Origin of the sequence: Agromyces atrinae, assembly GCF_013407835.1 — a bacterium.
Classification (GTDB): domain Bacteria; phylum Actinomycetota; class Actinomycetes; order Actinomycetales; family Microbacteriaceae; genus Agromyces; species Agromyces atrinae.
On record NZ_JACCBI010000001.1, the window covers coordinates 3,032,063 to 3,053,245 of the forward strand.

13 protein-coding genes are annotated in these 21,183 nt (G+C 68.0%); 6 read left to right on the plus strand and 7 right to left on the minus strand.

Annotated features, from left to right (window positions below):
- Positions 1 to 28: 28 nt before the first annotated feature.
- Complete coding sequence (locus tag BJ972_RS14070) at positions 29 to 5,107, minus strand: hypothetical protein (protein WP_129176357.1); 5,079 nt, start codon at positions 5,105 to 5,107, stop codon at positions 29 to 31.
- Positions 5,108 to 5,391: 284 nt separating this feature from the next.
- Here BJ972_RS14070 and BJ972_RS14075 point away from each other — a divergent pair, with 284 nt between their 5' ends.
- Positions 5,392 to 6,609: an MFS transporter gene (locus BJ972_RS14075; protein WP_129176355.1), complete on the plus strand. Its 1,218-nt coding sequence runs from the start codon at positions 5,392 to 5,394 to the stop codon at positions 6,607 to 6,609.
- Positions 6,610 to 6,743: 134 nt separating this feature from the next.
- On the opposite strand, the gene BJ972_RS14080 is transcribed toward BJ972_RS14075, so the two are convergent.
- Positions 6,744 to 8,126: an FRG domain-containing protein gene (locus BJ972_RS14080; protein ID WP_129176353.1), complete on the minus strand. Its 1,383-nt coding sequence runs from the start codon at positions 8,124 to 8,126 to the stop codon at positions 6,744 to 6,746.
- A 238-nt stretch (positions 8,127 to 8,364) separates the two neighbouring features.
- Here BJ972_RS14080 and BJ972_RS14085 point away from each other — a divergent pair, with 238 nt between their 5' ends.
- A complete protein-coding gene (locus tag BJ972_RS14085; RefSeq protein WP_129176351.1) occupies positions 8,365 to 8,982 on the plus strand; it encodes a hypothetical protein in 618 nt (205 codons plus the stop codon).
- 648 nt (positions 8,983 to 9,630) lie between these two features.
- Here the strand turns inward: BJ972_RS14085 and BJ972_RS14090 are convergent.
- Complete coding sequence (locus tag BJ972_RS14090; RefSeq protein ID WP_129176349.1) at positions 9,631 to 10,314, minus strand: hypothetical protein; 684 nt, start codon at positions 10,312 to 10,314, stop codon at positions 9,631 to 9,633.
- A 172-nt stretch (positions 10,315 to 10,486) separates the two neighbouring features.
- Between BJ972_RS14090 and BJ972_RS14095 the strand changes: the two genes are divergently transcribed.
- The 3 genes from BJ972_RS14095 (at position 10,487) to BJ972_RS14105 (ending at position 12,866) form a co-directional block, all read left to right on the plus strand.
- Positions 10,487 to 11,392 (plus strand): arginase family protein, encoded by a 906-nt coding sequence (locus BJ972_RS14095; RefSeq protein WP_129176347.1) that lies wholly within the window; start codon positions 10,487 to 10,489, stop codon positions 11,390 to 11,392.
- Positions 11,389 to 12,015 carry a GyrI-like domain-containing protein gene (locus BJ972_RS14100; RefSeq protein ID WP_129176345.1) on the plus strand — a complete coding sequence of 209 codons (627 nt, stop codon included), beginning with the start codon at positions 11,389 to 11,391 and terminating at the stop codon, positions 12,013 to 12,015. Before BJ972_RS14095 ends, BJ972_RS14100 begins: the two co-directional genes overlap by 4 nt.
- Positions 12,016 to 12,095: 80 nt before the next feature.
- Positions 12,096 to 12,866 (plus strand): VOC family protein, encoded by a 771-nt coding sequence (locus BJ972_RS14105; RefSeq protein ID WP_129176343.1) that lies wholly within the window; start codon positions 12,096 to 12,098, stop codon positions 12,864 to 12,866.
- Here BJ972_RS14105 and BJ972_RS14110 read toward each other — a convergent pair.
- A complete protein-coding gene (locus tag BJ972_RS14110) occupies positions 12,847 to 14,106 on the minus strand; it encodes an ROK family protein (protein ID WP_129176341.1) in 1,260 nt (419 codons plus the stop codon). The genes BJ972_RS14105 and BJ972_RS14110 overlap by 20 nt on opposite strands.
- Positions 14,107 to 14,224: 118 nt before the next feature.
- Here BJ972_RS14110 and BJ972_RS14115 point away from each other — a divergent pair, with 118 nt between their 5' ends.
- Positions 14,225 to 15,901 carry a glycoside hydrolase family 13 protein gene (locus BJ972_RS14115; RefSeq protein ID WP_129176448.1) on the plus strand — a complete coding sequence of 559 codons (1,677 nt, stop codon included), beginning with the start codon at positions 14,225 to 14,227 and terminating at the stop codon, positions 15,899 to 15,901.
- Positions 15,902 to 16,062: 161 nt separating this feature from the next.
- Here the strand turns inward: BJ972_RS14115 and hutI are convergent, their stop codons facing one another.
- From hutI to BJ972_RS17410, 3 genes are all read right to left on the minus strand, one after another.
- The gene (hutI, locus tag BJ972_RS14120) at positions 16,063 to 17,385 is read right to left on the minus strand and encodes an imidazolonepropionase (RefSeq protein ID WP_241830872.1); all 1,323 of its coding nucleotides are present in this window, start codon (positions 17,383 to 17,385) and stop codon (positions 16,063 to 16,065) included.
- Complete coding sequence (gene hutU / locus BJ972_RS14125) at positions 17,382 to 19,040, minus strand: urocanate hydratase (protein WP_129176339.1); 1,659 nt, start codon at positions 19,038 to 19,040, stop codon at positions 17,382 to 17,384. Before hutU ends, hutI begins: the two co-directional genes overlap by 4 nt.
- Positions 19,041 to 19,664: 624 nt before the next feature.
- The gene (locus tag BJ972_RS17410; protein WP_241830871.1) at positions 19,665 to 21,083 is read right to left on the minus strand and encodes a M23 family metallopeptidase; all 1,419 of its coding nucleotides are present in this window, start codon (positions 21,081 to 21,083) and stop codon (positions 19,665 to 19,667) included.
- Positions 21,084 to 21,183: the final 100 nt, after the last annotated feature.

Here is a 21,183-nt window from a genome sequence, read left to right on the forward strand (position 1 = left end):
GCGAAGTCTCGATCGTGTGTGTCGCGGGTCATCGGCACGACAGGGACGGGTAGTCGACCGGGACGGTCGCGCTGTCGCCCGACGGAGCCGATGCGGTCACCGACACCGTTCCCGCGGGCATCGATGCCGAGCGGGTGGACAGGGCGAGTGTGCCTGTTGCACCGGGCTGGAGTGCGGCGATGGCCTTCGTGCCGTACGCGGTCTCGACGGAGACGGCCAGCGGCTCCTCCGACGGGTTCGTCAGCGACACGGTGAGCGTGACCTTTCGAGCGACGCAGCGCGATGCTACCGTCGGTTCGATCCGCAATCCGGCTGCCGCCTCTATCGAGACCGAGGCCGACGAGGTGCGGCCGGTCGCCCGATCTCGCACTGTCACGAGATGCTCTCCTGCCGCGAGACGCGGTGCCGTCACGGTCGTGCCGTCGCCAGCCGGGACGGCAGCTCCGGACTGGAAGACCGTCGCTCCCGTCGTCAGATTGGTCGTTGCGATATCGACGGTCATCCGGCGGTCGGTCGGGTTCGTCACCACGATCTCTGCCGCGCCGGTTGCCGCATTGTCAACGTCGGGCTTCGACGCGGTCGCCTGCACCAGAGGATCTGCAACCTGATCGGCCGAGAGGAAGTCCCTGAACGTCGCCGTCGAGGCGCCGCCGGTGACCCCGCCGTTGGCCGAGTGCGTGACACCGGCGTCGAGTGCCGCGCCAGGCTTGGCGCCGAAGAAGCCAGTCCGCGTAGCGAGGGTCTGGAACGTCGCACCCCCGTCGAGCGAGTACGAGGCGATGAGCTTCGTGCCGTTCTCGCGCGTCAGCTTCAGCGTGACGGGAGCGTCGAGCGTCTGGGTGACGTTCCACGGGGTGGTCGCCGCGACTTCGATCGGGTACCAGTTGGCGTTCTGGTTCTCCACGGTGAAACGGATGCCGCGGGTGGGGGTGAGGACGAGGATCGCTTCACCGCTCGAACTTCCCGACCCGTTGGAGGCTCCCGTCGATCCGCCCGTCGAGACGGCGAGGTCATCGCGGATGATCAGTCCGGACTTCGTGAAGTCGCCGACTCGCTGCTGCCCCGTCACGGTGACCTGGATCGAGTCGTTCGCGCCCAGGACGTCGGACTGGTAGAGGCTGCTGTACGAATCGGACTTGACGGCGTTCTCGCCGCTCACGTCGCTGCTCCGCTGGCGCAGGATGGCGAGCTGATCTCCCTCGACTCCCATCGTCTCCGCCACGGCACCGCCCTGGCTCGTCGACTTCCACGGGGCGGCAACGCCGGCGAAGGCGCCATCGGTGATCGTGAACTGCTCGATCGCCGACGGAGAGCCGTCATCGCCCGTCACGGATACCGTGTAGTCGCCGGCCGGTAGCCGCTCTGCAGTCGTCAGGGCGATCGCCTCCGATTCCGCGGTGATGTCGCTCGAATGCACGACGGTGTCGGCCGCATCCCTCACGGCGACCGCGTAGGTCGCAGCATCGGGTGTCGTGTTCTTCACCTGAATCTCTGCGCGACCTGTAGTCAATCCGGGTGCCGTCGGCTCCGTCCCGGTGATCGAGATCTCCGGAGCCGTCGGAGCGCTCTCACGGATCGTAATGCGCACCGGCGCGGTGGCTGTGCCGGCTGCACCTCGCGCCTCCACGGTCGCGGAAAATGTTCCGGGCCGGGTCGGTGTTCCGCTGATGGTTCCTGCAGCGTCGATCGCCAGCCCATCCGGGAGTGCGCCATCGATGACCGAGAACGTCGGATCGTTGGTGGCTGTGATGGCGAAGGTGTATGGCTGTCCGACGGCTCCGGCCGGCTGACGACCGCTGCTGATGACGGGCGTGCGCGCATCGTCGACGAACGTCATGTCAGAGAAGGTCGCCGTCGACGCGGTCAGTTCCGCTGTGGCGCCGACCGAAGTCCTGCTCGCGCTCGAGTGCACGACGCCCGCGTCGAGTGCGCCTGCATCCGCGCCCGTGAGTTCGACCGTTCCGCCGAGGGCGGTGAACGCGGTCCCGTTCACCGAGTAGGACGCGGTGAGGATGTTGCCACTCCGCGCGATGCGCAGCCAGAGCGGTCGGTTCGGCACTCCGGCCTGATCGACCTGCTTGTCGATGACGCCATCACCGTTCTCGTCCGTGCGGAAAGCGATCCATCCGGGCTCGGCGACGAGCGTGGCATAGCCGAGTGATTTCTCGGTGACGGCAGCGTCGGCGAAGCGACTGAGGTCGTTGCGCACTGAGAGCCCGGTGCGGTAGTAGGAGCCTTCGACGGCATCGAGCTTCGTGGTCACCGAGCCGTTGACGCCGAGCCCGTCGGGCGAGTACACCGTGGTGAACTCGTCTCCTGCATTGCCGATGTCGCGGCCTGATGACTGGAGAGCGAGAGTGCTGCCGCTCTGGACAGCCTGCGGTGCGAGGTACGTGTCGAATCCTGCGACCCGCAGCGCGCTGTCGACGGGGCCGCCGAGCACGACGGGCAAGGTGCGCTTGACGGTCTCGAGTGCGGCGGTACCGATGCGGCTGGCCGAGGACGCGGTCACGGTCCCATCGGTGATCGCAGCCCCGCCGGTGACACGCCATGTCGCCGTTCCGGTGGCTCCCGGCGCGAGCGTGGTGGGCGCGGTCGTCAGCGGACTGAGCGTCATCCCGTTCGATGCTGTCGCCGTGATCGCAAGGGATGCGAGCGGTACCGTGCCGAGGTTGACCATCGTGGCAGTGATGATCTGTGCGCCCGAGGTGTCGCGTGAGATCCCCAGGTCGAGTCCGCGCGGCTGTCCCACCCAGTCGCCCGAGCGGCGGTGTTCGGGGCGGATGCCGGCAGCGGCGATGACGCGCTGGGCATCGAGCGGATACTCGGTGATGCCGATCTGGCTCGAGGTCGTGATGCGGTTCTTCCACCGACCGTCACCGTTCGGGTCACAGGCGCCTGAGTCATAGCACCACGGACCTTGGTTGAAGCCCCGTCCGAGTACCCATGTGCCGTCGACTGTGTTGTCCATCGTCGTGTTCGGTTGTCCGTTGGCCGGCGTCGGGGAGCCATCGGTGAACGCGTTCGCGAACGTCCACGTACCGCCCGCGGAGAGCACATTGTTCTTCGCGGTCATGTACCGCGTCCCCTCGTCGAAGTAGAGCTTGTATCCCTGCGAGCCCATGACGTAGTTGCTATCCCATGAGCTGCCCGGGGTGGAGCCGAGGTTGTAGAGGATTCCGCCGTCGGAGCCCTGCTGCTTGAAGTTCCACATGACGTTGTTGGCGATGCGGATGTTGCGGTTCGCGGTCGGGAGATCGTTGCCATAGCGCGTACTGAACAGATAGGCGCCTCTTCCCTGGTACGCCGGGTTTCCGCCGGCGTCCGGAATTCCCCAGCCCCAGCCGGTGTCGATCGCGTCGTACGCACCGTTGGAGAGTTCGTTGTGCACGATCTCTGCCCCGTCGAAATAGGTGACGAGGATCGCCGATCGGTCGAAGTAGTCCAGTCCGATGTTGCTGATGCGGTTGTCACTTAGCGTGAGTCGCGCGTTGCGGTTGCCCTCGATGGAGGGGTGGTGGGCTTCGGCGTTCACTCCGCCGGCGGTCACCGCAGTTCCCGCGATATCGGTGAAGGTGTTGTCGGTCATCGTGATGTCCTGGGTGGCGAGACCGATGCCGCTGAGGTTTGCGGCCGCGTCGTTCCCGATTCCGACCGCGTTCGAGCCGATGTGAGCGAACGTGTTGCCCGTGAACGAGATGTGGTGCGCAGCCGATACCTGAACGGCAGCGGGGGTCTGGTCGAAGAAGCTCCGGTAGGCCTCGAACGCGATGCAGTCCGACGGGTAGGTGGGCACGGCGCAGTTGGTCTTCCTGGCGTTCGGGTTCGCCGAGTTCCATGCGGCCAGCTGCGAGGAGTTGAGCGGTAGATTGGGGTAGTCGCGCACGTTGATCAAACGCGAGACATCGGCGGCGGCCACGGGCTCACCTGTATCGGCATAGGCGTAGCTCATGTCGTCATTCATGCGGATGACGCGCACGGAGGGAGCTTGCGTCGCGCCGTCGAAGGTGCGCTGATCGGACGTGGGGAGATCTCGGGTCTGCGGGTCGACGAGCGCGTAGATGCGCCCCGAGATGTAGGTGCCGTTCTGCTGGTTGGCAAGCCCCTCGTTCGAGTTCGGTCGAATGTCGCTCGCGTGCTGGAACGACAAGCCCTCGAATGCCAGGTTGGTGACGGGGCTGTCAGGGCCGTCGCCGCTGACGCTCAGGAGTGTGTGCTGAGTGGGCGCGACGATGTCGAGCGTGTTGGGATCCACTCCGTTGGCCGGCTTGTAGTGCAGGGTCTCGGCGTGAATGTCGTAGAACCATTCGCCCGCCGTGTCGACGAGGGCGAGTGCGTTCTGGATGCGCAGCGTTCGGTGGCTGTTGTCGGGTAGGGGCTTGTCGATCGTGTCCCAGCCCCAGGTGTTGTTGTCCCAGCCGGGCTGCTGCATCGACGCCGAGTTGTTCCCGAAGGAGAGCACGGGGGACACCCGGTCGGTGAAGGAGCCCCGGCTGCGCAATTCGACCCGGCGCTGATCCGCCGACGAGAGTGCTGAGAGCTTCGACCAGGTGCTTCCGAGTGAGGAGGAGAGGTACGCGGGGTCGATCGAGAAGCCGGTGCGGCTCCATGTGAATTTGTTCGCGTCGACGACGGCGTTCGATCTCGTCGCCTGCTTTCCGTCGACATAGAGCTGACGGAAGTCGAAGTCGGAGTCGAGTTCGGCCTGCCAGATCCCGGTTCCCGGGTTCGTCCAGTTCTCGACGGTGCGGCCGCCGGAGATCTCGGGTTGCGCATCGGGTGCTGCTCGCCAGGTGACGGTGTGGTCGCCCTGGCCGCCGTCCGCCACGCCGAAAACGAGAGGCGAGTCGAGTCGATAGGTGCCATCGCCCAGGATGACTGTGACGTCGGCGTCAGTATTCGCACCGCGCACCGCTTCCTGCGCGCGTGCGAGAGTGCCGAATGCCGACGAACTCGATGTGCCTGCGGCGGAGTCGTCGCCGTCGGGGGCTACGTAGAACGTGGCTCCGCTCTCGGCTGCATGGGCGGCGGGTGTGGTGATGAAGGCTGCGAGCATGGCGACGGCGACGGATGTCGCGGTCACGAGCGCGGATCTTCTCTGTGGCACGTGGACTCCTCATTGAGTTCATGGCGGACTCGATGTCGAGCCCGAGCGTTAACGTAAGATATATGATGAAAGATGTCAATCGACGATGTTGACTCGCGCGGCCTCGGTAACGACACGTAAACTCGCGGACGATGTTCTTCGGTTTCATCGTCGCGTTCAACTGACGGTCCTGCGACCCGCCCCTCGCAGCTCCTCGCGCCGACCCTGGGTGGGTTGTGGCGCGCCGATTTCGGCGTGCTCTTTGTCGGCATGACCTCGACTCCCGGTCCGCACCGGAGACCGACATGACCACCCCCAGCTACTCCTCTGTTCTACGCGCGCCGGGTATCGCCCGCGCTTTCGTGCCCAGCATCATCGGGCGACTCTCGCTCGCGACATCCGGCCTCGCGCTCGTGCTGCTGCTCGAACGCTCGACCGGATCGTTCGCCGTCGCGGGCGCCGTCACCGCCGCGCTCGGCATCGCCAACGTCGTCGCGACGCCGTGGCGCGCGCGGCTCATCGATCGTCGCGGCCAAGCCCTCGTGCTCTCGCTGCTCGGCGCGGTCCACGCCGCGTCGCTCGTCGCGTTCGCGGTGCTGACGGATGCCGCACTGCCCGCACTTCTCGTACTCGGCGTCATCGCGGGCGTGAGTGCGCCGCCGTTCGGTGCGACGATGCGCGTCGTCTGGGCGACCGCGCTGGATGCCGGTGGCTCGCGCACACGCGGGTTCAGCCTCGACGCCGTCGCGGAGGAGGTGACGTTCGCCGTCGGCCCGTTGCTCGCTGCCGTGCTCGCCGCGGTGCTCGACCCCGTCGCGTCGCTGCTCGCATCGGCCGCGTTCGTCGCTCTCGGCACCGCGGCGTTCGTGACGAGCCGGTTGTCTCGGCAGCAGGTCGGGTCGCATCGCGTGTCGCATGACGGGCCCGCGGCCGTGACGCCGATGCGCTCGCGCGGCTTCCCCCTCATCGTCATCGCGATGATCGCGCCCGGCATCATCCTCGGCTGCATTGAGATCGCGGCGCCCGCCATCGCCGCCGGTGCCTCGTCGACCGTGCTCTCCGGAGTGCTGCTCGCGCTCTTCGCGGGAGCCAGCGCGATCGGCGGGCTCGTCTACGGGCGGCTGCGCGTGCGCGCGACGTTCGAGCGTCAGCTGCTCGTGATCGTCGCGGTGCTACTCGTCGTATCGGCTGCGACCGGTCTGATCGGAGGCCCGCTCGCCGCACTCATCGGCTTCGCGCTCGCGGGGCTCTTCCTCGCGCCTGTGCTCATCGTCGGCTACCTCGCCGCCGACGCGCGCACCGACCCGCGTTCGCGCACCGAGGCGAGCAGCTGGATCAACACCGCCGTGAACTTCGGCGCGGCGATCGGTGCGCTCGTGTTCGGGGCGCTGACGGATGCCACCGGGCCGGGTGTGGCGCTGGTGTGGACGGTTGTCGGGGCTGGGGTTGTGCTGGTGGGGTGTGGGCCGTGGTTGGTTCGGGGGCGTGGGCGGGGGCGGAATGTGGGTGATGTCGGGCGCTGACGCCCGCAGCTTGAACGAGCCGGTTGTGAATCCTCAACACCAGATAACTGCATCGGGTGTTGGCACGCGGGTCTGTCTTCGATTGGAGCTGAACGAGAACCGCTCAGGTTCACCTACAAATTCTTGCACTGGAACTATCGCGGGCCATAGGGGCCGCGGAGGTGCTGTACCAGTCCGCCAATGTCGGGATAGACGGAGGAGTAGGTGAGCCCTTTGAGCTTGAGGTACTCGCGAATATCACGTTTCGCGCGGGCGAGAATCCGGAACGCAAACAGCGGCACGAGGTTCGCGTCGTTTGGCTTCGTCAGGACATCGTGACGCGATGGCAATCCAACGATGGATGTTGCTCTGACGATCTCTGAAGCGCGCCAGTCCTGGGAGAGCGCGTTTGAGAATATGGACTCGACATCTTTCGTGAGAATCGGCCCCGCTTCGAGGAGGAATCCAGCACGTTGAGCGCGCATTCGGTCACTTAAGGCCGGAGGGAACCAAGCCCACGTCTTCGTGCCTGTGCCCCAATCGACACGCCGTCGTTGCTCATTGTCCGTCCAGGCGTGCCAAAATGGCACGCCATCTCCGTCTGGCACAGAGGCATCGGATTCGGAGATGCCCGATTGTCTGCGCGGTGCCCGTCCCCAGCCAAGGACTAATCCATCGACTTCATCGAGCGTGGGATGAGCTTCAACTGCGAACCACGTCGCGATCTCTGGGTCGACTGTCGCATCCAGAAGTCGCGTGGGTGCCCCATGATGTTGAAGCTTTGCGAAGAACTCGACAGGTCGGCGAACGCGTTTCCCCCACTCTCGTCCGGAATCTAACGTGGCGATCTCAGCGGCAATCAGGCGGTCCTCGTCCACCTTCGCGCTCTGCTCTAATTGCCGGTGTAGGGAACTATGGACGGCCCATGCTGCATCTTGTTGTCCTCGCCACACAGGTCGATGCAGATGATGCTTTGTCTGCACCGCGCTGAGAGCCTTCAGTAGTGAGCGGACATCGCAAATTTCAACAACATGCTCGCTAAAGAAGACCTCCGGTGTGCGCGATGCCCTCGGCTTGGATGTCGGCTCCGATCCGGCGGCAGCTGCCAGTTGCGCGGCCGAATAGAGCGACTCGACGGACGCAGAATCCCGCAGGAAGCGACTCGTAAGGGTGATCGACTTCCAAAATGAATCGGGACCTTCGAGTGGTGCCAGTCTTAGGGATTCGAGCAGCGCGGGGCTGAGCCACTTGAACACCTCCTGCGCGGGAGAATTGATGCCCACCTCAAGGCCCCGCATCGGAACCAGAACCTGCTTGAGGATGGCTGGATCTATCTGGAAAGCCTGCTGCGCACCGAGAGTGGCAAACTTGCGCAGTACATCTTCGGTTCCCGGCAGGTTGCCAATGGCGGCAAGGTCCGTGGGAATGTCATCGGCTTCTGCCGTTAGGTCTTCTGGCTCTTCGCCGGCGCGCAGGCCCGCCTCGCCCGGGCCGGAGTCCGACGGGCCGGAGATGTCGTTACCCGCTTCGGGACTCATGGTGGAACGCTACCGTGAACCTCGACTCGTTTCTACGTCCCGAACTTACGCACGAGGCCCCAGGGTCTCAATGCGATGACCCTGTTCACGTGTTTGCGAACGCACGACCTATTCGCCCGACCGGGAGACGGACGGACTCAGACGTTTGACCGAAGGGCCGTGCCGCGTGCGCTCGCGCAGAGCCCGACGCCCGAAGGTCGGAGGACGCGTGTCGTAGGCGACCGGTACATTCGTGCGTATGCCAGACCTTCCGTCGCCGTTGCCTCGCTACTACTACCTCAGTTGGATCGAAGGCGAGCACAACCACGACGAGGGATTGAAGCTCGCGAAATCTCTCGCAGGTCGTCACGAGCGACAACTCACTGTGATTCGAGCGAGCAAGAATCACCTCGAGCCCATTTTCAAAGGCATCGACGTCGTCACCACCCGGTCCGGTGGCCCACTGCATGGTCGGTTCGTAGCCGCGCTATATCCGGATGTGCGCGATATGACTCGCTTCTTCGCTGACGATCTGCAGTTCATGGTCATTGACTGGGCGGGCAACCCGTCGCGCGGGTGGGCCGAAATACATGGCGCCTACGACCTGCGGGAGGGTCGGTATCTCGAGGATGAACGTCCAGACGAAGTTCGAGAGATTCACGAGCACCTCGACTTCTCCGGCTACAACGGTTACACGAGCCCGCCCGGTAGCTACACGGTCAAGGGTGACCTCGATGAACTCTACGAGCACGGCTGGCTGGACGAACGCGGCAAGGACTATCTGATGGCGGCCATGCTTGCGAACCACTCCGACGGCTCGCTCGCCGACCTTCGAAACCTCGCAGACAAGATTAATCCGAAGCCGCCACGCGACTGAAACTGGCGATCTCGTTGGCCCACAAGCCGGAAGATGGGGCCAGGCAAGCGCGTGCCCGGATGCCGATCATCAATTGGAACGCGAAGTAAAGCCCATCGGCTGGGTCAAGCTCGCAAAGGTCGATGTGGTTTCTCGGGTGGCATAAAAGGTTCAGCACGCCGCCATCAACCGATCCATCCCGATCCGGCAGATGGAATACAAGTCCGCGACTGCCGTGAGAGGGCCCTCCTAATACGAGTCTCGATGTGATCGTCGAGGCCGGTTCGAAGCTCCACACTTGGAAGGTCGTTGTGCGTCAGAAGGAGGCCGTTGGTGATTCCGCTGTTCGTAAGCTGCTAGGTCGTCGCCGTTCATCCCGTCCAGCGAGACTTTCAAGCTGATCGCAGATTCCTTACCGTTGTCCTCCTCCGCAGCACTACGTCCGTCTTGATCTCTTCGACCCGAATCGCTGGGCTGGCGCCTAGCATTCGGCTCCATCCTGTGCCTGAGATGTGCCATGAGATCCGGGACAGCCGACTTGGATCTCTTCTAACAGTCGCCGATCAGTCCGATCTCACTTCACCAAGGACTGATTGACGACGGCCCAAGCCCACTCAACATCGTGAGCTCGAGCGATCGTCGGAACCGTGCCTCGAGTCCGCGATGACTTCAGCCGAACAAGGCCGCAACGATGTCGTGCGTGTATCCGTCGGGGCCAGTGTTGACCCAATGAGTTGCGATCCAGATGTTTTCCCGGAAGAAGTGGGATTCACCAGCATTGCCGTCATCCGTCTTCGGCGTCTCGAACACGCAACGGATGCCGTCCAACTCGTCGTAACAGGTTTGCCCCAGCTCCTGCAGTCGAGCGGGTAGGTCGGTCATCTGATCCGATTCAATGTTCACGACGTTCGTCAACAGGCCGCGGTCAGATCCTCCGCCCGTCGCGCCCCACTTGCAAGTGAGAGCAGTTTGCGATGTGGCCACGCCAGTGATGTCGTCGTCGAAGTACCGGCCTGTCCCTTTCTCAGGATCGTTCGTCCACTCGGGGTTTAGAACGAGCCCGTCGAACTCTGGGGTGAGGTCGCGCGTGTAGATCTCGTCACAACTGCTCGGGATATCGACCCGGGATGCCGTCGGCTCGGCGCTGTCTGTGGCGGTCGGTTCGGCAGGCGCGGGGGATGCGGGACTCGTAGCTTGATCGGAGATCGGCGCCTCCGCGCTCGCACCGCCGCCCGACGTCACCGATAATGTCACCGCAACCGACGCGATCGCTACGAGTACGATCGCCGCGACAAGAGCGACCCAGAAGACGGGGCGTTTCGAGAGCGGTGTGCGACCTGCTATGTCTGCCATCGAGTTCCTCTCGGGATAGCGGCAGCATAGCGAGAGGCGCTGCTCGGAGTAACGATGAGCTCGGGTATCCCGTGACCCTCACTGATCGTGCGCCGACCTGATCCGGCATCCCAGACACCCGCACCTTCCCCACCCACTGCGCCCACCCTGCCCGCCGTCATACCCTCGACGCATGACCACGTTGTCGCAGGATCCCCTCTGGCCGCGCGCCGGCGACTGGCCCGACACCGCGCGATCAGGCCACGCCGCCCTCGCCCTCCTCGGCGTACCTGCCTTCCGCACCTCGCTCTCGCCGACGCGCGCGGACGAGACGCCGGCCGCCGTGCGCGAGGCGCTGCGCCGTTACAGCCCGGCGCTGATCGACCCGATCGCCGAGATCGGCGAGAGCATCATCGATCTCGGCGACATCCGCGACCCTGACGGCGAGGAAGGCGAGGCGCGCACCCGAGCCGCCGTCAATGAAGCGTTGCAGAGCGCGACCGCCCTCCTCGCCCTCGGCGGCGACAATTCCGTCACGGTCGCGACGGCGCTCGGCGCGTGGGGCGACGACCTTTCGACGGCCGGCCTGATCACGCTCGATGCGCACTACGACCTGCGCGACGGCATCTCGAACGGGTCGCCCGTGCGGCGCCTCATCGAGGCCGGGCTCGACCCGACGCGCATCGTGCAGATCGGCATCGCCGACTTCGCGAACTCCGCGGCCTACGCCCGTCGCGCCGCCGTCCTCGGCATCACCGTCATCCACCGCGATGAATTGCACGATCGGCGCCCCGCCGAGGTGATGGCCGACGCGCTCGCGATCGCGGGAGCGGCGGGCGGCCCCATCCACCTCGATGTCGACGTCGACGTGTGCGACCGCTCGATCGCGCCCGCTTGCCCGGCCTCGGTGCCCGGCGGCATCGCGGCGTGGGAGCTGCGCGCGTTCGTGCGCGCCGCCGCCCGCGACCCGCGGGTGCGCTCGGCCGACATCGTCGAGATCGATGCGACGACGGATGCCGCCGACGGCCGCACCGTCCGCCTCGCCGCCCTCACCGTGCTCGAGTTCGCGGCGGGCCTGGCCCTCAGGGATGACGCATGAAAACCGACCTGAAGCGAGAACTCCCGAGCTACACCGCCCCGCGCGGCCGCTTCGAGGTCATCACGGTGCCGCCGCGCACCTACCTCATGGTCGACGGCGCGGGCGACCCGAACACCTCGGTCGAGTACGCCGATGCCCTCGCGACGCTGTACCCCGTCGCCTACGCGCTCAAGTTCTTCAGCAAGCGCGAGCTCGACCGCGACTACGTCGTGCCGCCGCTCGAGGCGCTGTGGTGGTCGGACGACTACGCCGACTTCACGAGCGCCCGCGACAAATCGCGCTGGCGGTGGACGGCCATGCTGCTCGTCCCCGAGTGGTTGAGCGCCGAGCAGGTGGATGACGCGCGCGACGGTGTCGCACGGGCGGGCAAGGCTCCGGCGATCGAGCGGCTGCGCGTCGACACGCTCGACGAAGGGCTCTGCGTGCAGACCCTGCACATCGGGTCGTACGACGACGAGGCCCCCGTGCTCGCGGCGATGCACGACGAGTTCATCCCGTCGGAGGGCCTCGCGATGGCCGGCATCCACCACGAGATCTATCTGAGCGATCCGCGCCGCACGGCGCCCGAGAAGCTCACGACGATCCTCAGGCAGCCGGTCGAGCGCGTCACCACGGGCGGCTGAACCCCCGGCCATTGCCCGTGTCGGACGCCCGGCGTAGCGTTGCGCGAGGAGCGGCAGTCGCCGCGCGAAGGGAGCTTCACATGATCTCGATGGACGACCGCGTCGTCGGTGCCCCGTGCTGGGCCGACCTCATGACGCCTGACATCGATCAGGCGATCGACTTCTACACCTCGGTCTTCGACTGGACGGCCGAGCGCGGCGACGAAGCGACCTACGGCGGCTACACGACGTTCTTCCGCGACGGCGAGAAGGTCGCGGGTGTCATGCAGCGACAGCCCGACGACGTCACCCCCTCCGCATGGACGACGTACCTGCTGACCCTCAACGCGGCGGCGACGACGGCCGCGATCGCCGAGGCGGGCGGCACGGTCGTGTTCGAGCCGATGGATGTTCCGTCGATGGGCGTCATGGGCTTCGCGATCGACCCGAGCGGCGCGGCGATCGGATACTGGCAGCCTGGCGGGCACGAGGGGTGGGATGCCTATGCGGTACCCAACGCGGTCGCCTGGAACGAACTCCACACGACCGACTTCCGCGCGGCGACCGACTTCTACCAGCGCGCGTTCGATTGGACCTTCACGGTCGCGGGCGACACCGACGAGTTCCGCTACAGCAACTTCCAGCACGGCGAACAGCTCCTCGCCGGAGTCATGGACGGCTCTGCGTGGCTGACCGAGTCGACGCCCTCGGCGTGGCAGCTCTACATCGGTTCGAGCGATGTCGATGCGACCGTCGCGCGTGCGCTCGAGAAGGGGGCGACGGTCGTCGAGGCTCCCGAGGTCACGCCGTACGGCACGCTCGCGGGCATCACCGACCCGGGCGGTGCCTACCTCAAGCTCCGGTCGATCTAGCCGCATCGAGGTCGAGGGCGCTCTCGCGCACGGCTGCGAGGGCGTGATGGACCGCGCCCGTCGTCACGACATCGGCTCCGAGCGTCGAGGCGAGGATGACGGGTGCCGTCGGGTCGTCATAGGCGGCGATCGCCGCGCGCGTCAAGTCGACGAGGCGAGCGGATGACGCGGCGAGAGCTCCCGCGATGATCACGCGATCGACGTCGAGCAGGTCGCCGAGCACGATGCAGATGCGTGCGAGACGCGCGGCGAGACGCTCGACGAGTACCGCTGCCGCGGGGTCGGTCGCCGGGTCGGCGAGCAGCACGTCGGAGGCGTCGAGGTCGACGCGGTGCAGCACGCTCGACGGCGCGACGGTGTCGCCGGGTACCCCGGCCGCGACGGGCGACGTCGGTTGAGCGGCACCAGCCACCGCCTCCCGAGCCCACTCGCGGATGAGCGCCGCGAAGCCCGCGGTCGACCCGACGCCCTCGACGTGTTCGAGCGCGCGCAGCTCGCCCGCACCGCCGCGCACGCCGCGCAGCAGCCGCCCGTCGATGACGAGGCCGGCTCCGAGCCGTTCGCCCGAGAGCAGGGTGATCGACGACGCGGCATCCGCCCCGCTGCCGCCGGGCTCGGAACCCTCGGCGATCGCCGCGAGGTTCGCGTCGTTGTCGACGACGACGAGCCGGCCGGGCGCAGCGAGATCGTCGACGAAGCCGGGGTTCGATGTCGCCCAGAATCCATGGTCGGCGAGAGGGGAATGTCCGTGGGCATCTGTCGGAGCGGGCACGCCGATGCAGAGAGCGCGCACGGTCGACGGGTCGACGCCCGCTGCCGCGACGACGTCGTCGATGACGGCGCGTACTGTGCGGCGGCGCTCGTCGCCCGAGTCATCCCCGTCGGTGAGGCGTTCGACGCGCGCGACGACGGTGCCGCGCAGATCGGCGAGGGCTGCGCTGACGCGGTGACGTCCGGCGTCGACGCCGACCACTGCGGCCGCTTCGGCACGCACGGCGTAGCGACGAGCAGGGCGGCCGCGACGGGGTTCGTCGGCGCCCGCGTCATCCGTCTCGGCCAACCAGCCGCGGCGCACGAGCTCATCGCACACCCCGATGACGGTCGAGCGGGTGAGGCCCGTGTGGGCGATGAGGTCGTTGGCCGTGATCGTGCCCGTCGTCGACCAGGCGAAGCGCAGCACGAGCTCGGCGTTGAGCCGCCGCAGCACGTGGGGCGACGTTGCCGCAGAGTTCTCTGACACGGTCTTGACCTTTCGCGCTCGGTGCTCCACGATCGTGGGGACAGAATAGATTTATACCCTAGATAAAGTGTGCGCGGGAGTATCTCGGCACAGAAAGGAATGGCGACTCGTGACCGATCTGCAGGGCAGGACGACTGGCACCGACGAGCGGGCGGAGGTGCTCGGCGTCGATCCGACGTGGTGGCGACAGGCCGCCGTCTATCAGATCTATCCGCGCAGCTTCGCCGACGCCAACGGTGACGGACTCGGCGATCTGCCCGGCATCACCTCGCGTGTTCCCTACCTCCGCGAGCTCGGCATCGACGCCGTCTGGCTCAGCCCGTTCTACCCCTCCGCGCTCGCCGACGGCGGCTACGACGTCGACGACTACCGCAACGTCGACCCGCGCCTCGGCACGCTCGAGGACTTCGACGAGATGGCCGCCGCGCTGCACGCCGCCGGCATCCGGATCATCGTCGACATCGTTCCGAACCACAGCTCCGACCGCCACGAGTGGTTCGTCGAGGCGCTCGCCTCGCCGAAGGGCTCGGCGGCGCGCAACCGCTACATCTTCCGCGACGGACTCGGCGAGAACGGCGAGATCGCACCCGCCGACTGGACGAGCGCGTTCGGCGGCCCCGCGTGGCAGGCCGTCGGCGACGGCCAGTGGTACATGCACTACTTCGCGACCGAGCAGCCCGACTTCAACTGGGACAACCCCGAGGTGCGCGCCGACTTCGTGAAGACGCTGCGCTTCTGGTCCGACCGGGGCGTCGACGGCTTCCGCATCGATGTCGCGCACGGCCTCGCCAAGAAGTTCGGCGACACGCTGCCGAGCCAGGCCGAGCTCGACGCGCTGCCGAAGGACGGCGGTCACCCGCTGTGGGACCGCGACGAGGTGCACGACATCTACGCCGAGTGGCGTGCCGTGTTCAACAGCTACGACCCGCCGCGCACGGCCGTCGCCGAGGCCTGGGTCGACGCCGCCCGCCGCCCGCGTTACGCGAGCCCCGAGGGTCTCGGTCAGGCGTTCAACTTCGACCTCCTCGAGGCCGAGTTCGACGCCGACGAGTTCCGCACGATCGTCGCCGACAACCTCGCGCTCGCCGAGGCCTCGGGATCGTCGACGACGTGGGTGCTCTCGAACCACGACGTCGTGCGTCATCCCTCGCGCTACGGACTGCCGCGTCGCTCGTCGAAGACGATCAAGCACGGCGCCGAGTGGCTTCTCTCGGGCGGCACCGAGCCCGAGCTCGACCGCGAGCTGGGCCTCCGCCGCGCACGCGCCGCGTCGCTCTTCATGCTCGGTCTGCCGGGCTCGGCGTACATCTACCAGGGCGAAGAACTCGGCCTGCACGAGGTCGCCGACATCCCCGACTCCGAGCGCCAGGACCCGTCGTTCTTCCGCAACCCCGGCGTCGACATCGGTCGTGACGGATGCCGCGTGCCGATCCCCTGGACGCGAGCCGGCTCGTCGTTCGGGTTCGGTGCGGGCGACGCCCACCTGCCGCAGCCGTCGTGGTTCGGCGCCTCATCGGTCGAGGCCGAGGAGGGCGACCCCGACTCGACGCTCTCGCTCTACCGCCGTGCGTTCGCACTGCGCCGCGAGCTGCAGGGCGCCGAGACGCTCGAGTGGGTCGAGACCGGCCGCGCCGACGTGCTGCACTACGTGCGCCCGAACGGATGGCACGTGCTGCTGAACTTCGGCGCCGAGCCGTTCGAGCTCCCTACGGGAGACGTGCTCGTCTCGAGTGTGGCGCAGGGCGCCGGCATCCTCGCGCCTGAATCGGCCGCCTGGGTGCGCGCCGCCGCGTAGGCGTCGCGGGGCCCGTCGTGCGCCCCATGTTGCCACTTTCGGCCGGTCGGGTGCCCTCCGCACCGGCCGAAAGTGGCAACACAACGACGTGAGTTGCCGCGAATGCCCCGTCTGAGGCGACTCGGACGGGGCATTCGCGGCAACTCGCAGAGGCGGGCCGGTCAGGCTCGGCGCGTGCCGTCCTTCCAGACGCCCGCGATGAGCGGAACTCCGGGGCGGTAGGCGAGGTGCGTGACGCTCGGGGCGTCGAGCAGCACGAGATCGGCGCGCGCTCCGGGGCGGATGACGCCGACATCCGTTCTCCGCAGGGCCGCCGCGCCACCCGCGGTCGCCGCCCACACGGCCTCGTCGACCGTCATGCCCATGTCGCGCACGGCGACCGCGATGCATAACGGCAGCGAACTCGTGAAGCTCGAGCCCGGGTTGCAGTCGCTCGCGAGGGCGACGGTGACTCCCGCATCGAGCAGTCGCCGCGCGTCGGGGTAGGGCTCGCGCGTCGAGAACTCGACCCCGGGGAGCAGGGTCGCGACGGTCGACGAGCCTGCGAGGGCGGCGACGTCGGCGTCGTCGAGGTGGGTGCAGTGGTCGACGGATGCCGCATCGAGAGCCACCGCGAGGCGCACACCGCCACCCGGCCCGAGCTGGTTGCCGTGCACGCGGACGCCGAGACCTCGGGCCGCGCCCGCCTCGAGCACGCGGCGCGACTGCTCGGGAGTGAAGGCGCCCGTCTCGCAGAACACGTCGATCCAGCGCGCGTGCGGCGCGCACGCCTCGAGCATCGGTCCGACGACGAGGTCGACGTAGGCATCGGGATCCTCGGCGTACTCCGCGGGCACGACGTGCGCTCCGAGGAACGTCACCTCGGGCGTCACCTCGCGCGCGAGCCGCACGGCGCGCTCCTCGTCGGCGACGGTCAGCCCGTACCCGCTCTTCACCTCGAACGTCGTCGTGCCCTGCGCGAGCAACTCGTCGACGAAGCCCGCGAGGCGTGCGCGCAACTCGTCATCGCTCGCGGCACGCGTCGCAGCGACTGTCGAGCGGATGCCCCCGGCCTCGTAGCGGCGCCCGGCCATGCGCGCCTCGAACTCCGCCGAACGATCGCCCGCGAAGACGAGATGCGTGTGCGAGTCGACGAATCCGGGGAGGACGGCCCGGCCGGCGGCATCCACGACGGTGATGGCCTCGCTGCTGTCATCCGTCGCCGCACCGCCGCCCGACCCCGCCCCGCCGCCGGTGTGTTGCCACTTCTGGTGGGTGTCGAGGCCTCCGGACCCGCCAGAGTCGGCAACATGCGGGCGGGTCGGCGCGGTCGCCGCGGCGAGCAGGTCGGCCGGGAGCTCGGCGCTCGACCCGACCCACGCGATACGGCCGTCCTCGACGAGCACGGCAGCCGAGCGGATGACGCCGAGGGCGCCGCGCTCGCGGCCGGGCGCGCGGTCGTTCGTGACGAGCTCGCCGATGTTCGTGAGGAGGGTGCGGGTCACGGCGCCTCATGCATGGGTACGCGGAGGCCGCGCTCGGCGGCGACGTCGATCGCGCGTTCGTAGCCGGCGTCGACGTGGCGCATGACTCCCGTGCCGGGGTCGTTGACGAGCACGCGCGCGATCTTCTCGGCCGCGAGCGGAGTGCCGTCGGCGACGATGACCTGCCCGGCGTGGATCGAGCGCCCGATTCCGACGCCGCCGCCGTGGTGGATCGACACCCAGGTCGCGCCCGACGCCGTGTTGAGCAGTGCGTTCAGCAGGGGCCAGTCGGCGATCGCGTCGGAGCCGTCCTTCATCGATTCGGTCTCGCGGTAGGGGCTCGCGACCGACCCCGAGTCGAGGTGGTCGCGTCCGATCACGATCGGTGCCGAGAGTTCGCCCGAGGCGACCATCTCGTTGAACTTCAGGCCGGCGAGGTGACGTTCCTGGTAGCCGAGCCAGCAGATGCGTGCGGGCAGACCCTCGAAGTGCACCTTCTCGCCGGCCTGCTCGATCCACCGGCGCAGGTGCGCGTCGTGCGGGAACAGCTCGACGATCGCCCGGTCGGTCGCCACGATGTCGGCCGGATCGCCCGAGAGCGCCGCCCACCGGAACGGACCCTTGCCCTCGGCGAAGAGCGGCCGGATGTACGCCGGCACGAACCCCGGAAAGGCGAAGGCGTTCTCGAATCCGCCGAGCTCGGCCTCGCGACGGATCGAGTTTCCGTAGTCGAAGACCTCCGCACCGACATCCTGGAACCCCACCATCGCCCGCACCTGCTTCGCCATGCTCGCCCGGGCGCGCTCAGTGAACGCGTCGGGGTCGGATGCCGCGAGCTCGCGCCATTCGTCGACGGAGACGCCTTCGGGCAAGTACGAGAGCGGATCGTGGGCGCTCGTCTGATCGGTGACGATGTCGATCGCGATGCCGCGCTCGAGCAGGTCGGCGAAGACCGTCGCGGCGTTGCCGACGATGCCGATGCTGCGAGCCTCGCCGGCGTCCTTCGCGGCGAGGGCGCGGGCGACGGCGGCGTCGAGGTCGGTCGTGTACTCGTCGAGGTAGCCGTGGTCGACGCGTCGTGCGAGGCGGGTTTCGTCGACGTCGACGACGAGTGCAGCGCCGCCGTTCATCGTGACTGCGAGGGGCTGCGCGCCGCCCATGCCGCCGCATCCGCCGGTGAGGGTGAGTGTTCCCGCGAGCGAGTCGCGGCCGAGCGCGGTGGCGACGGCGGCGAAGGTCTCGTAGGTTCCCTGCAGGATGCCCTGCGTGCCGATGTAGATCCACGAACCGGCGGTCATCTGGCCGTACATCGTGAGGCCGAGCGCTTCGAGGCGGCGGAACTCCGGCCACGTCGCCCAGTCGCCGACGAGGTTCGAGTTGGCGATGAGCACGCGCGGCGCCCACTCGTGCGTGCGGAAGACGCCGACCGGCTTGCCCGACTGCACGAGCAGGGTCTCGTCGGATTCGAGGTCGTTGAGGGTGCGCACGATCGCGTCGAAAGCCTCCCAGCTGCGGGCCGCGCGGCCGGTTCCGCCGTAGACGACGAGCTCATCGGGGCGCTCGGCGACCTCGGCATCGAGGTTGTTCATGAGCATGCGCACGGCCGCTTCGGTCTGCCAGTTCTTCGCGGTGAGGGTCGTGCCGCGGGCGGCACGCACGGGTCGGGGTCCGGTCATGAGTCGATGCTCGCGGAGCGCCCGCGCCCCGACAACGGATGCCGGTCGCACGCCGTCCGGTATCCCAGACCGGGGTGTGGGCCGAGTGAGCGATTTGTCGGGGTGGTGGGTGGCCCGCACCGTGAGCGATTGACCTCTCGAGAAGCGGAGTGGGAAGTCGGGGTGCGGGATGAGGCATTGGGCGAGCGGATGACGCGGGCGTGTGTCATCCGTCGTTCGGTCCTCGCCGAGTGGGCGATTTGTCGGGGTGGTGAGGGCCTTGCACCCCGAGCGATTGACCTTTCGGCGGGAGCGTTGGCGCGCGCGATGACCGAGTGGGCGATTTGTGGGGATGGTGGGTGGCCCGCACCGTGAGCGATTGACCTTTCGGGAAAGGGCGTCGGAGACCGAGGGGCGGGGTGCGGGGGGGCCTTGGGCGAGCGGATGACTCGTGCGTGTCATCCGTCGTTGAGTGAGCATTGGGCGAGCGGATGACGTGGGCGTGTGTCATCCGTCGTTGAGTCCTGGCCGAGTGGGAGATTTGTCGGGGTGGTGAGGGCCTTGCACCCCGAGCGATTGACCTTTCGGCGGGAGCGTTGGCGCGCGCGAGAGCGGCGCGGGCGGGCGCGCGGCGCGGGCGCGGGGTCAGCCGAGGGTGACGCCGCGGGCGGCGAAGAAGGGGAGGGCGTCGATCGCGATGCCGTCGAGGCGGAGTTCGAGGTGCAGGTGGCATCCGGTCGAGGCGCCCGTGTTGCCGACGACGGCGATGGTCTGCCCCGCGGCGACGCGGTCGCCCACGCTCACGAGGGTTCCGCCGTCGAGGATGTGCGCGTACCCCGTCGAGACGCCTGCGCCGTGGTCGATGAGCACCCAGTTGCCGTAGGTTCCGAAGCTGCGGGCCTCGACGACGGTGCCGCCGGTCGCCGCGAAGATCGGGGTGCCGCAGGGGGCGGCGATGTCGGTGCCCGCGTGGAAGTCGTTGACGTTCGCGAGCGGCTTGTCGAGGCGCCAGCCGAATCCGTCGGTGACGCGACCGACGACAGGGGCCGTCCAGCCGAGTTCGCTCAGCTGACCCGAATCGAGGGGCAGGTCGATGAGAGCGGAGACCTCGACCGCTGCCGTCGACGCGGCTTGCGCGAGGCTCGATCGCGCGGCTTCGACGGCCTTCTCGGCGGCATCGACGGCCCGGGTCGCTGCAGCGAGGCCGGCCTCGTCGACCGTGCGTTGTGCGGCCGCCGCGCGGTCGTCGAGTTCGTCGGCTCGCGCGGCCGTGCGCTCGGCGCGTTCCGCGAGAACGTCGATGTCTTCGGCGAGACCTGTCAGGCGATCGAGTGAACCGAGGCCGCCGAGCAGGTCGCCGCCCGTGCGGAACACGACGTCGATGTCGCTGAGCCCGGCGAGCTGAGATCCGCCGCGCAGAGCGGTGATGTAGACCGCGGCGGCGTCATCGGCGTCGGCTCGTGCGCGGGCGCGCTGGCCTTCGAGCGTGTCGAGGAGCTGCTGCGCGCGGCTCGACGTGACGACGGCGATCTCGTACTCGCGCTTCGCGGTGTCGAGAGACGCGAGGGCCGTCGTGAGTCGGGTGCGCGCGGCGACCGCTGCGGCGTTCACCGTCGACGGTCGCGTCGGGCGGATCGTCTGCGGCACGGCGGCGGGCGGTGCGACCTGGGCCGGGGGCGCGGGCGGGGCCGTCGGCGTGGGCGTGGGCGTCGGCGTGGGTGTCTCCGGGACGGCGCACGGGTCGGGTGTCGCATCCTCGGCGGGTACGGTCGGTGGGGGAGTCGCGGCATCCGTCGTCGCATCGCTCGCGGCATCCGTCGGCTCGGGGCACTCGACGGGCGGCTCGGGGGTCGGCGTGGGCGTCGGAGTCTCGGGCGAGGGCGAGGGCGAGGGTGATGGCGAAGGCGCCGGCTCGCTGGGCGACGGCGTCACCGGGTCGGGCGTCGGCGTGCTCGTCATCGGGGACGAGGTCGGCGTCGGCTCGACCTCGTCGGCGTGCGCGGGGGCTCCGAGTCCGGTCGACAGGAGCGCCGCGAGAGTGAGGGCGGTCAGGGCGGAGGGCATCCGCCGAGCACTCGGGGCTCGGCCTCGTCGAGTGTCGCTACCGTCGTTGGGCGTCATCTGTGACCGTTCCGTCGGCCAGGGCCGACCCGTTTAGTCTGCC

Coding starts and splice junctions, on each gene's coding strand:
- BJ972_RS14075 (WP_129176355.1), top strand. CDS start 5,392: ATGACCACCCCCAGCTACTCCTCTGTTCTACGCGCGCCGGGTATCGCC.
- BJ972_RS14095 (WP_129176347.1), top strand. CDS start 10,487: ATGACCACGTTGTCGCAGGATCCCCTCTGGCCGCGCGCCGGCGACTGG.
- BJ972_RS14090 (WP_129176349.1), bottom strand. CDS start 10,314: ATGGCAGACATAGCAGGTCGCACACCGCTCTCGAAACGCCCCGTCTTC.
- BJ972_RS14100 (WP_129176345.1), top strand. CDS start 11,389: ATGAAAACCGACCTGAAGCGAGAACTCCCGAGCTACACCGCCCCGCGC.
- hutU (WP_129176339.1), bottom strand. CDS start 19,040: ATGACCGGACCCCGACCCGTGCGTGCCGCCCGCGGCACGACCCTCACC.
- BJ972_RS17410 (WP_241830871.1), bottom strand. CDS start 21,083: ATGCCCTCCGCCCTGACCGCCCTCACTCTCGCGGCGCTCCTGTCGACC.
- BJ972_RS14085 (WP_129176351.1), top strand. CDS start 8,365: ATGCCAGACCTTCCGTCGCCGTTGCCTCGCTACTACTACCTCAGTTGG.
- BJ972_RS14105 (WP_129176343.1), top strand. CDS start 12,096: ATGATCTCGATGGACGACCGCGTCGTCGGTGCCCCGTGCTGGGCCGAC.
- BJ972_RS14080 (WP_129176353.1), bottom strand. CDS start 8,126: ATGAGTCCCGAAGCGGGTAACGACATCTCCGGCCCGTCGGACTCCGGC.